9 protein-coding genes are annotated in these 12,109 nt (G+C 64.8%); all 9 read right to left on the bottom strand.

Translation table 11 applies throughout. The annotated features are described in order from the left end of the window. Positions 1–74: 74 nt before the first annotated feature. The 9 genes from EO245_RS03335 to pheS all read right to left on the bottom strand — a co-directional run bounded on the left by EO245_RS03335 (position 75) and on the right by pheS (position 12,050). Complete coding sequence (locus tag EO245_RS03335) at positions 75–2,810, bottom strand: TonB-dependent siderophore receptor (RefSeq protein WP_128891601.1); 2,736 nt, start codon at positions 2,808–2,810, stop codon at positions 75–77. 256 nt (positions 2,811–3,066) lie between these two features. Next, the gene (locus EO245_RS03330; RefSeq protein ID WP_128891600.1) at positions 3,067–4,416 is read right to left on the bottom strand and encodes an ammonium transporter; all 1,350 of its coding nucleotides are present in this window, start codon (positions 4,414–4,416) and stop codon (positions 3,067–3,069) included. A 29-nt stretch (positions 4,417–4,445) separates the two neighbouring features. Beyond that, the gene (locus tag EO245_RS03325; RefSeq protein WP_128891599.1) at positions 4,446–4,784 is read right to left on the bottom strand and encodes a P-II family nitrogen regulator; all 339 of its coding nucleotides are present in this window, start codon (positions 4,782–4,784) and stop codon (positions 4,446–4,448) included. Between the two features lie 131 nt (positions 4,785–4,915). Then, on the bottom strand, positions 4,916–5,635 hold the full coding sequence (locus EO245_RS03320; RefSeq protein WP_128891598.1) for an endonuclease/exonuclease/phosphatase family protein: 720 nt from the start codon (positions 5,633–5,635) through the stop codon (positions 4,916–4,918). Positions 5,636–5,652: 17 nt separating this feature from the next. Beyond that, entirely contained in the window at positions 5,653–6,228 is a 576-nt protein-coding gene (locus tag EO245_RS03315) for a pyridoxamine 5'-phosphate oxidase family protein (protein ID WP_128891597.1), read from the bottom strand. Between the two features lie 31 nt (positions 6,229–6,259). Next, positions 6,260–7,792, bottom strand: coding sequence for a peptide chain release factor 3 (locus EO245_RS03310; RefSeq protein ID WP_128891596.1), 1,533 nt, complete (start codon positions 7,790–7,792; stop codon positions 6,260–6,262). Positions 7,793–7,798: 6 nt separating this feature from the next. Beyond that, a complete protein-coding gene (locus EO245_RS03305) occupies positions 7,799–8,542 on the bottom strand; it encodes an SDR family NAD(P)-dependent oxidoreductase (RefSeq protein WP_128891595.1) in 744 nt (247 codons plus the stop codon). Further along, the gene (gene pheT / locus EO245_RS03300) at positions 8,539–10,941 is read right to left on the bottom strand and encodes a phenylalanine--tRNA ligase subunit beta (protein ID WP_128891594.1); all 2,403 of its coding nucleotides are present in this window, start codon (positions 10,939–10,941) and stop codon (positions 8,539–8,541) included. Before pheT ends, EO245_RS03305 begins: the two co-directional genes overlap by 4 nt. Next, positions 10,938–12,050 carry a phenylalanine--tRNA ligase subunit alpha gene (pheS, locus tag EO245_RS03295; protein WP_128891593.1) on the bottom strand — a complete coding sequence of 371 codons (1,113 nt, stop codon included), beginning with the start codon at positions 12,048–12,050 and terminating at the stop codon, positions 10,938–10,940. The genes pheT and pheS overlap by 4 nt, the downstream gene beginning before the upstream one ends. Positions 12,051–12,109 lie beyond the last annotated feature (59 nt).

Here is a 12,109-nt window from a genome sequence, read left to right as displayed (position 1 = left end):
CGAATGCACGACCCCAAAGAAGAAGGGAGGAGCCTTGCGGCCCCTCCCCCTCGTTACATCGATCGGCCTTGGTCTTACCACTGGAAGCGGGCGCGGATGTAATAGGTGCCCCCGTTGAAGCCGAAGGGCGAGGTCACCGTGTATTCCGCACCGGCGATGCCCGCATAGGGGTTCCGGGTCGGATAGGTGTCGAGCAGGTTCTGGGCGCCGACGGTGAGTTCCAGCCCTTCGATCACTTCGTAGCCGAGCTCGGCATCGAAGGTGACCCGCGAACCTGCGTCGATCGGAAGCGTCCCATCGTCGAGGTGCGCTTCGTAGAAGCTGCCGTAGTAGTTGGCGCGAAGCAGGCCGCGGAACGGCCCTTCTTCATGCGTCAGGTTGAAGAAGCCCTTCCAGTTCGGGAGGTTCTCTTCCAGCTGGCGGATACGCGTAGCCGAGATCGTCGGGTCGGCATCGACCACGTCGGTCTTGGTGTAGTTGATCGCCAGCGTCGCCTGCGTCCGGCCTGCTTCGGTCAGGTCGAGGCGCGCGTTGGCAACGAAGTCGATGCCCTGCGTGCGCGTATCGAACGCATTGTTGAAGAAGGCGAAGGACGTAAGGTCCTCGAAGCCGGTGAAGTCGTTGCGGTCGATGACATTCGCCGCATCGAGTTCCGCCAGCAGGCCCGCCGTGTTCGTCGAGGTCACCATCACCCCTTCACGGTCCGCGAGATACAGCAGCGCGTTGGTGAAGTTGATGGTCGACGAACGCGAGATGCGATCCTTCAGCTTGATGTTGAAGTAATCGAGCGTGAAGGTCACGTTGCCGAAGTCGCCCGCGACACCTGCCGTGAAGCTGTCGGCTTCCTCCGGCCCGAGCGTCGGGCGCGGGAGACCGAGGCCGCCATTGGCAGTCGTGTCCGCGATGAAGTCGGAAACGATCAGGCCGGCCGGGCTGAACAGCGGGAACGTACCTTCGTCCTGCAGCTGCCCGTTGGAGAACTGCGTGGTGACGTTGATGACGTTAGCTTGCCCTGCGGTCGGCACGTGGAAGCCGGTCGAGTAGGTCCCGCGCAGGCGGAAGTTGTCCGACAGGCGATAGAGCGCGCCGAGCTTCCAGGTGGTGGTGTCGCCGAAGCTCTTGGTGTCTTCGTAGCGGACCGCCGCCTGCAGCGTCAGTGCCTCGATCAGGTCGGCCTCGACGTCGAGGTAGACCGCCTTGTTGTCTTCCTTGCTGGAGCCGGCTGCGTTGTTCGAGAAACCGCCGAAGCCGTTCGAGCTGGTCGAGAAGCCCTGACCGAAGGGATAGGCCGCGGTCGGCTGCGCGAGCGGACCGAGTTCGAACGATGCCGGGTCGCCGGCGAAGATCCTGAACGTCTCGTCACGATACTCCGCACCGGCTGCGACATAGACGCTGCCGCTGCCGACCTGGAAGTTGTAGCCGAGGTCGAGGTTCACGACGTTTTCCGTCTGCGAATAGCCGCCCGGGTTGAACTCGGTCGGCGTGTTCGGGCCGAGCGAGGCGTTGATCGTGTTGCGGATGAAGAAATCGACCTTGTTCCGGCCGTGCCGGTAGCTGAGGTCGAAATCGAGACCGCCAAACAGCTGGCCGCGCAGGCCGCCCGCCATCGAGTAATCTTCCAAATCGCCGCCGAAGCGCGGGGTGAAACCACCGGGGAACAGCTCCACGAAGGAGAAGCAGTTCGCGTCCGCCGAAACCGCTGCGAGTATGGTCGGATCCGGAATAAGCCCGTTGGTTCCGGTCAGCGGAATGCCGGCCGGGCAATCGCCCGTGTTGTTGATCGACAGGTCGCCGACGAGCACCGAGGCCACGCCATTGGGATCGGCGAAACCGGTATTCGGATCGACCAGCGGGCCGCGATAGACGCCGGCGCGGTTGGTCGGGTTGCGGAAGAAGAAGCCGCCGTCGACATTGCGCTCGGCATAGTTGCCGAAAGCGTAGAGCGTGATGTCGGGCGCGAGGTCGATGCCGAAGTTTGCGAAGAACTTGAAGTCGTCGTTGACGTTCGGCTGGCCCCAGATCTGCGCCGGGTCGGCGACGGCAGTGTTGCCGGCGGCGATCAGGGCCGCGGCATCGTCGCGCTGGACCGAACGGCTGGTCGCGTCGGATTCGCCATATTCGGCGCTCAGGTTGAGGAAGCCAGCATCGGTGATCGGCAGGCCGACATTGAGGCCGATGAGGTAGTTGTCGCCGTCACCTTCGTAGGTGGAACCCCACTTGCCGGTGACCATGCCGCCTTCGGCATCGTCCTTGAGGATGAAGTTCATCACGCCCGCGATGGCGTCCGAACCATATTGCGAGGATGCACCGTCACGTAGCACTTCGAGCTGCTTGATGGCGATCGCCGGGATGGTCGAAACGTCGGGGCCTTGCGAGCCGTCCGAGATACCGCCGCCGAGGAAAGCGATGACCGCGGCACGGTGCATGCGCTTGCCGTTGACGAGGACCAGCGTGTTGTCGGGAGAGAGACCACGCAGGTTCGCAGGACGAACGAGAGTTGCCGCATCCGAAATCGGTTGGGTGTTGACGTTGAACGAAGGCACCGCGACGCGCAGCAAATTGCTGATGTCGCTGTCGGCCTGGTTGGTCAGCTCCGCACCGGAGACGACATCGATCGGTGCGACGGTGTCTGCCGCCGAGCGATCGGCTTGGCGGGTACCGGTTACGACGATGGCCGGGCTATCGACGCGGCTGTTGTTCGCCGCGCTCTGGTCCGTGTTGCTTTGCGCCATCGCCGGTGAAGCGACGAGCACGCTGATGCCGAACGCCGAAACCGAGGCGAGACAGGTCTTGCGGATTGCTGACTGCATGTATTCTCTCCCAAAAATACGACTCCTGACCGACTTGCCTACCGACGATTGCGCCTATTGCAACGCAATTGTCATTGAGTTGCATTTTTCGGAATCTTGTGTTGCCTAATTGAATCACCTGCATTTTTTGCCGGAGCATAAAAAAGGGGCCGGAGCGGCTGGCTCCGGCCCTTGTCAGTTGTTGTGTTCGCAGGAGGAACGTCGTGCGGCGGGACCGGGAAGGGAGAGGATTTCCCGGACCCGCCGTACCTGGGTGTTAGTTGTAGGCGCGCTCTCCGTGTTCGGAGATGTCGAGCCCGTTGACCTCGGCTTCTTCGTCGACGCGAAGTCCGATGGTCAGCTTGACGAGGTAGCCCGCGATCAGCGTGCCGATCCCGGCCCAACCGATCGTGATGAGCACGCCCTTGATCTGGATCCAGAGCTGCGTGCCGAGCGCGTTGGCGTCGTCGCCCGCCGGTCCGCCCAGGAATGCCTGGTAGACGACGGCGGTGCCGACTGCGCCGACCATGCCGCCGACACCGTGGATGCCGAAGGCGTCGAGCGAGTCGTCGTAGCCGAACTTCGCCTTGGCCTTGGCGACCGCGAAGTAGCAGATGGCCGAAGCGACGATGCCGAGCAGGATGGCGCCGAACGGGCCGCTGTTACCGGCAGCAGGCGTGACGGCGACGAGGCCGGCGATGACGCCCGAACAGAAGCCGAGAGCCGAACCCTTGTGACCGGCCAGCTTCTCGATCACCATCCAGGTGAGCGCACCGGCAGCGGTAGCGACGAAGGTGTTGATCATCGCGAGGCCGGCCGAACCGTCCGCTTCGAGTGCGGAACCGGCGTTGAAGCCGAACCAGCCCACCCACAGCAGGCCGGTGCCGACCATGGTCAGCGTCATCGAGTGCGGCGGCATCGGCTCTGCCGGATAGCCGCGGCGCTTGCCGAGCAGGTAGGCAAGGACGAGGCCCGAGACACCGGCGTTGATGTGCACCACCGTGCCGCCGGCGAAGTCGAGTGCACCGTCGACAAACAGCAGGCCATCGGCAGCCCAAACCATGTGCGCGATCGGGAAGTAGACGATGGTCAGCCAGATCGGCACGAACATCATCACCGCGCTGAACTTCATGCGCTCGGCAGTCGCGCCGAGGATGAGTGCAGCGGTGATCGCGGCGAAGGTCATCTGGAAGCTGATGAAGACGTATTTGCTGATGACTTCATCGGTGAAGGTCGCGGCGGTGCTGCTCGCATCGGTTCCGGCGAGGAAGTAGCTCCCGCCGCTGATGAAGAGGCCCAGCGTACCTTCATAAGAGGTATCGCCGAACGCCAGCGAATAGCCCCACATCACCCAGATGATCATGGCGAGACAGGCCGTCGCGCCGACCTGGGTCATTGTCGAAAGCATGTTCTTCGAACGCGTCAGGCCGCCGTAGAACAGCGCAAGGCCCGGCAGGATCATGAGCATCACGAGAACCGTGGCGGTCATCATCCAGGCGTTGTTGCCCGGGTTCGGAACGGCCGGTGCGGCCTCCGCCACTTCGGCGACTTCCTGCGCCAAAGCGGCGGTCGATACGAATAGCGAAGCGCCGAGACCGGTCGCCACGCCTGCGAGTTTGCGGATCATGGGAGTATCCTTCATGTCTGGAAAGCCGCTCACAGCGCGGTCTCGCCGGTTTCGGCAGTGCGAATGCGGGTCGCGGAAGCGAGGTCGAGGACGAAGATCTTGCCGTCGCCGATGCTTTCCGTGCTGGCGGTCTGCGTGATCGTCTCGACGACCTGGTCCGCAATGGCATCGGCCGCGGCGATCTCGAGCTTCACTTTCGGCAGCATGTTGGTCGAATATTCGGCCCCGCGATAAATCTCGGTCTGGCCTTTCTGACGCCCGAAGCCCTTGACCTCGGACACGGTCATGCCCGCGACGCCGATAGCGCTCAGCGCCTCGCGGACCTCGTCGAGCTTGAATGGTTTGATGATGGCGATGATGTATTTCATCTAGCCCCCCGGTCTGGTGCACCGGTCGATCACCGGCTTCGCATACGCAGCAAAACCCGTGCCAATTCGAAATAATGCGAGAATCCAGCCCTTGAGCGCGCATGATTGCTGCGCGAGGGCAGGTTTACTGCCTAATTTTCAGTCAGTGATGAAAATTCGGGCAGTTCCAGTTCGGCCACGATGGGCAAATGGTCCGAAGCGCGTGTCGCCATCGCGCTGTGGTGGACGTGCTGTTCGAGGCAGCCCCACTCCGGCGAGGTGACGATCCGGTCGAGACGCGCAATCGGCTGGCGGCTCGGAAAGCTGCGTCCGGTATCGAGCACGTGCCAATGGTCGCCGAAGGCCTGCATCGCGCCCGTCCGGGTGCCCCACTGGTTGAAATCGCCCATCAGCACCGTGGGGCATGGCGGGTCGCATTCACCCACGTGGTCGAGCACGGCGTGGATCTGGTCCCGGCGCCTGAGGCCGGAGAGGTCGAGATGCATCCCGACCACCCGCACTCGCAAGCCCCCTACATCGAGGTCGCACCGCACCGCCCCGCGCGGCTCCAGCGTGGGCAGTTCCATAGGCTCGGAAGAAAGGACGTCGAAGGTGCGCCGAACCAGCAGCGCGTTGCCATGCCAGCCGAGGCTGCGGCGACGCTTGGCGACCGGGGCCGCTTTCCACGGCGTGTCGTCGAGCATGGCGCGCGGGATCGTGCTCGCCCGCTGGCCGAAGCGATAGTCCGATTCCTGCAATGCGATGATGTCCGCATCGACTTCGCGCAGGACGGTGACGATCCGGTCGGCATCGCGCTTGCCGTCGGTGCCGACGGACTTGTGAATATTGTAGCTGGCGAACTTCAGGCGCACGTGGCTTGCAATCGCCCTCAGCCCCGACCGGTTCCCGCATCGCCCGCGATGAAGCGATCGGTCGGTCGGGCGGGCAATCCGTCGATGCTGGTATCGCGCTGCGAATATTTCTCCGCCCATTCGTCGGGATCGCTTCGCGCGTGATACTTGGTCAGAGTCTCGCGCTCCTTGTCCAAGGTCATCAGCGGGACGCCGTAGCCGCAGCTCGTTTGCACGCTCTCGACCGATATGTCGAAGATCTGGCGCGTACCGGGCAGCAGGGTGAAATGCGCGGCGAGCGTATCCCACTCCGGATCCGCCGGCAGCACCGCCCGGCCCCTGCCATAGATGCGCAGGATCAGCGCGGGCTGCTGGAAATTGCAGAACATGATGGTGATGCGCCCGTCGGCCATCAGGTGCGCATTGGTCTCGTTGCCCGACCCGCCGAGATCGAGATAGGCGACCCTGTCCGGCGCCAGGATGCGGAAGGCGTCATAGCCCTTGGGGCTGAGATTGATCCGTGCATCCTGCGCAGCCGTCGCCACGAAGAACACCGGCTGCTGCGCGATCATCGCTTCGTGATCGGCGTTCAGCGTATCGAAGAAATCGGCCATGCCCTTATGCTAGGCACGCGCCGCGCATCTGTCACCGTTCCTTCGTCGCGGAGAACTTGAGCTCGGGGTTCTTTTCTTCCTGGTAGCCGACGTCCCACGGCGATTTCGCCATGAAGACGAGGTCGCCGTCGCGGTCGCGTGCAAGGTTGGCGCGGTTGAATTCCTCGAACTGGCGCAGCGCCTCGCCCGTACCCTTGATCCAGCGCGCGGTTGCGAAGGGCGCGGCTTCGAGCGCGGCCTCGACCTTGTACTCTGCCGAGAGGCGCGAGATCAGCACGTCGAGCTGCAGCTGCCCGACGACGCCGACGATCCACTGCCCGCCGATCTCGGGATAGAAGACCTGGATGACGCCTTCCTCGGACAGGTCGTCGAGCGCCTTCCTCAGCTGCTTGGTCTTGGTCGGGTCCTTGAGCACGACGCGGCGCAGGATTTCCGGCGCGAAGTTCGGCAGGCCGGTGAAGCGCAGCTGGTTTTTCTCGCTCAGCGTATCGCCGACGCGCAGCGTGCCGTGGTTCGGAATGCCGATGATGTCGCCCGCCTCCGCCGTGTCGGCGATTTCGCGGTCCTGCGCGAAGAAGAGGATCGGCGAGTGGATCGCGATCGGCTTGCCGAGGCCCGAAGGCGTCAGCTTCATGCCGCGTTTGAAGGTCCCCGAAACCTGGCGCATGAACGCGATGCGGTCGCGGTGGTTCGGGTCCATGTTGGCCTGCACCTTGAAGATGAAGCCGGTCACCTCGTCGCGTTCCGGGCTGACCTGTTCCTCGCCAGCAGGCTGCGGACGCGGCGGCGGAGCATATTTGGCAATCGCGTCGATCAGTTCCTCGACGCCGAAGTTCTTCAGGGCCGAGCCGAAATAGACCGGGGTGAGGTCGCCATTACGATAGGCCTCGAGGTCGAATTCGGGATAGCCGATCTGCGCCAGTTCGACCTGCTCGGCCCACTGTTCGGGCACCGGATCGCTATCGCGCTTGCCGAGGAATTCCTTCGACCCGCCTTCCGGGCGGCTGATGTCGCCGGTCGCGAAGTCGAGAATGCCCTCGAACTGCCCGCCCATGCCGATCGGCCAGCTCTGCGGGCTGACGTCGAGCGCGAGCATGTCGGCCACTTCGTCGAGCGTCTCGAACGGATCGCGGCCTTCGCGGTCGACCTTGTTGACGAAGGTGATGATCGGCACGCTGCGCAGGCGGCATACCTCGAACAGCTTGCGCGTCTGCGGCTCGATACCCTTGGCCGCGTCGATCACCATGATGGCGGAATCGACCGCGGTCAGCGTGCGATAGGTATCTTCGGAAAAGTCTTCGTGCCCCGGCGTATCGAGCAGGTTGAAGGTGATCTTCTCACCGTCATATTCCTTCTCGAAGGTCATCACCGAGGAGGTGACCGAGATGCCGCGCTGCTGCTCGATCTTCATCCAGTCCGAACGCGCGCGCCGCGCGGCACCGCGCGCCTTGACCTCGCCTGCGAGATGGATCGCGCCGCCCTGCAGCAGCAGCTTCTCGGTCAGCGTGGTCTTACCGGCGTCGGGGTGCGAAATGATCGCGAAAGTGCGGCGATTGGAAGTCATGGAAGCTCAGTCGCGAGCGACGCGGAAGCCGGCGAAGTCCTGGCTCACGGGCATCAGCTCGATACGGTTGATGTTGAGATGCGGCGGCAGCTGCGCGATCCACAGGATGGTATTCGCAATGTCCTCGCCCGTCATCGGGTCGGCGCCGCGATAGAGGTTGTCGGAGGCCTCCTGGCTTCCCGTGCGGACCAGGGTGAACTCGGTTTCCACCATGCCCGGCTCGATGCTCGTCACCCGCACGCCGGTGCCGTGGAGGTCCGCGCGCAAGGCGAGCGTAAAGTGGTTCGCGAAGGCTTTCGACCCGGCATAGACGTTGCCGCCGGGATAGATGTAGCTGCCCGCGACCGAGCCGATCGCGATGATTGCGCCCTTGCGCTCGATCAGCACGGGCAAGAGCTTGCGCGTCAGCTTGACCATGGCCGTGACATTGGTGTCGATCATGGTCTGCCAGTCGTCGAGGTTGGCCTCCTGCGCGGGCGAAAGGCCCTGCGCGAGACCCGCATTGTTCACCAGCAGGTCGATCCCGGCAAAATCTTCGGGCAGGCCGGCAATCGCCGCATCCATCGCCGCTTCGTCGCGCACGTCGAAGACGCAGGGGTGGACCTTATCCGACCCCAATTCGGCGACGAGTGCATCGAGCCTCTCCTTGCGCCGCCCTGTCGCAACGCAGCGCCAGCCATTCGCGACCAGCGCGCGAACGGTGGCCTCGCCAATGCCTGCAGTGGCTCCGGTGACGAAAGCGGTCTTCATCCGCGTAGTGTCGCGCCGAGCTTGGTCGCCGAAGCGACGATCTTGTCGGAGATCGCCTTGATCTCGGCATCCTTGAAGCTCTTCTGACCCGGCTGGAGCGTGACTTCGATCGCGACCGACTTGTGACCTTCGGGCACGCCCTGGCCTGCAAAGACGTCGAACACGCGCGCATCGACGATGTGCTGCTTGTCCGCGCCGCTCACGGCGCGCAGCAGGTCGTTGGCGGCGAGGTCTGCCGGTACGAGGAAGGCGAAGTCGCGCATGATCGCCTGGAGCGCAGGCGGCGCGTAATGCGGACGGGCGAACTGGTTGCCGCCCTTGCGCGCCGGGATCGCGTCGAGGAAGATTTCGACCGCGACGACGGGGCCGTCGATGTCGAACGCCTTGAGCGTTGCCGGATGCAGCGCCCCGAAGCGCGCGAGCACGTTCTTCGGGCCGAGGCGAAGCGTCGCCGACTGGCCCGGGTGGAACTGCGGTCCGGCGTCGCCCATGACCATTAGCTTGTCGACCGGTGCGCCGGCTTCCGCCAGCAGCGTTTCGGCGACGGCCTTCGCGTCATAGGCATCGAAACCGACCGGTTTGCCGGTGGCCCATGCCCGCTGCGCCTTCTCGCCTGCTAGCACGACGCCGAGCGTCGGTTTCTCGTCACTCGAGCCATCGGCATTGCGGAAATAGCGGCGACCGATCTCGAACAGGCGCGAGCCTGCGGCGCCTCGGTCGGCATTGCGCTTGGCGGCCGCGAGCAGTCCGGGAACGAGCGAGGGGCGCATGGCCTTCATGTCCTCGCTGATCGGGTTGTCGAGCACCCAGAGCTTCTGGCCGTCCTCGGCGAAATGCTCTGCATCGGCAGTCGGCAGGAAGGACCAGGTGACCGCTTCGTCGAGGCCGCTTGCCGCAGCCGCACGGCGCAGGCGCCGCTCGACGAGCTGTTCGCGCGTGGCAGTCGGGCGGGCGACGCCATCGACGCGCGAAAGCGGCACGCTTTCGACCTTGTCGAGGCCGTGGATGCGCACGACTTCCTCGACCAGGTCGGCCGCGCCTTCGACGTCGTGGCGACGCAGCGGCACGGTGACCGACCACGGCTTCGCGCCCGCATCGACGGTGAAATCGAGCGATTGGAGGATGCGCTGCTGCTCGTCCTCGTCAATCTCGACGCCGCCGATCTTCGCGGTCAGCGCCGGGTCGAAAGCGACGACCTTCGGCTCGCTCGGCGGGGAACCGGCCTGAACGGCCTCGCTCGCCTCGCCGCCTGCCAGCTCGACGATGAGCCCGGTCAGGAGGTCGAGACCGTCCTGCAGGAATGCCGGGTCGACGCCGCGCTCGAAACGCGTGCGCGCATCGGAAGTCAGGCCGAGCTTGCGCCCGGTCGCCCCGATGCGGTCGGGATCGAAATAGGCGATCTCGAGCAGCACGTCGGTCGTCTCGTCGCTGCAGCCCGAATGCTCGCCGCCCATGATGCCGGCGATATCGTGCACGCCGCTGTCGTCGGCGATCACGGTCATGGTCTCGTCGAGCGTGTAGGTTTTCTCGTTGAGCGCCAGCACCTGCTCGCCATCCTTCGCACGGCGGGCGACCACCGCGCCGGTCAGCTTGGCAAGATCGTAGGCATGCGCCGGACGGCCATAGGCGAGCATGAGGTAGTTGGTGAGATCGACCAGCAGCGAAATCGGCCGCTGGCCCGCGCTCAGCAGGCGCTGCTGGAGCCAGTCGGGCGAAGCGCCGTTCGTCAGGCCCCTGATCACGCGGCCGTAGAACGCCGGGCAACCTTCCGGATCGTCGGTGCGGATTTCGACCGGGCAAGCGCCCTGCGCCTCGAACTTCGGAAAGGCGATCGGCTTGAGCGTGCCAAGCCCTGCTGCCGCGAGGTCGCGCGCTATGCCGTAGACGCCCATGCAGTCCGGGCGGTTCGGCGTGATCGCGACGTCGAATACGGGTGAAGCGCCGCGGTACTCGGCGAAGCTCGTCCCGACCGGCGCGTCTTCCGGCAATTCGATGATTCCGTCGTGCTCGTCACCCAGTTCGAGTTCGCGGACCGAACACATCATGCCGTTCGATTCGACACCGCGGATCGCGCTCTTGCGCAGCTGCATTCCGTTGGCCGGAACCACCGCGCCCGGCAGGCCGAGCACGCCTTTCATCCCGGCGCGCGCATTGGGCGCACCGCATACGACCTGCAGCGGGTCGCCTTCACCGGTATCGACGGTGAGGACCTGCAGCTTGTCGGCATCGGGATGCCGGTCGGCGGTGAGGACCTTCGCCACGCGGAAGCCGGCCAGCGTGTCGGCGGGGTCTTCGAAACCCTCGACTTCGATGCCGATCGCGTTGAGCGCAGCCGAAATCTCCGCCGCCGAAGCGTCGGTTTCGAGGTGGTCCTTCAGCCAGGTGAGCGAGAACTTCATGCCCGGCCTCCGATCGGCGCCCCGACGCCGGCCGAGAGGGTCGGCTGGTCGAAGGGCGAGAAACCGTAGTGCTGCAGCCAGCGGCGGTCGCCGTCGAAGAAGGCGCGCAAGTCGTCCATCCCGTATTTGAGCATGGCGAGACGGTCGACGCCGACGCCGAATGCAAAGCCCTGCCATTCGTCGGGATCGAGCCCGGCGAATTCGATCACGCGGCGGTTGACCACGCCCGAGCCGAGCAGCTCCATCCAGCCGTGGCCCGGCGCATCGCCGCTGCCGCCGAGCACGCGCTTGCCGTCGACCACTTCGAAGCCGACATCGACCTCGACGCTCGGTTCGGTGAAGGGGAAGTAGGACGGGCGCAGCCGCAGCACGATATCCTCGCGCTCGAAGAAGGCCTTGAGGAAGGTCTCGAGGGTCCACTTCAGGTGGCCGAGGTGGATGTCGCGGTCGATCACCAGGCCTTCGATCTGGTGGAACATCGGCGTGTGCGTCGCATCGCTGTCGCTGCGATAGACCCGGCCCGGCGCGATGATGCGCACCGGCGCGCCCTCGGCGACCATCGTGCGGATTTGCACCGGCGAGGTGTGCGTGCGCAGCAGCATGCGGCGGCCTTCCCCGTCATGGTCCGGGAAATAGAATGTGTCGTGCATCGCGCGCGCCGGATGGCTTTCCGGCATGTTGAGCGCAGTGAAGTTGTGCCAGTCGTCCTCGACTTCCGGGCCGGTCTTCACGGCGAAGCCCAGGTCGGCGAAGATTTCCGACAGTTCGTCCATCACCTGGCTCACCGGGTGCACGCTGCCCTTCGGGGTCTGCGGCGCAGGCAGGGTGAGGTCGAGCGTCTCGGTCGCGAGGCGACGCTCCAGCTCTTCCGCCTCGATCGCGGCCTTGCGGGCTTCGATCGCATCGGCGATCGCCACGCGGGCGGACTGGATCTTCGGCGCCTTTTCCTGGCGCTCGTCGGGCGTCATCTTGCCGAGCGTCTTGAGCAGCTGGCTGACCCAGCCCTGCTTGCCCAGCGCTTCGACGCGCAGCGCATCGAGCGCGTCGAGCGACGCGGCGTTCGAGACCGCGGCTACGGCCTCTTGAGTACGGTTTTGCAAATCGTCCATGGCGAAGGCCCGCTAGCCGTAAATGCGCCGCAAGGCAAAGGGGATGACCCCTGTTCGGC

The organism is Erythrobacter sp. HKB08 (assembly GCF_004114695.1).
GTDB lineage: Bacteria > Pseudomonadota > Alphaproteobacteria > Sphingomonadales > Sphingomonadaceae > Parerythrobacter_A.
Note: the sequence above shows the minus strand (reverse complement) of the source record. Positions and strands in the feature narration are given on the sequence as shown.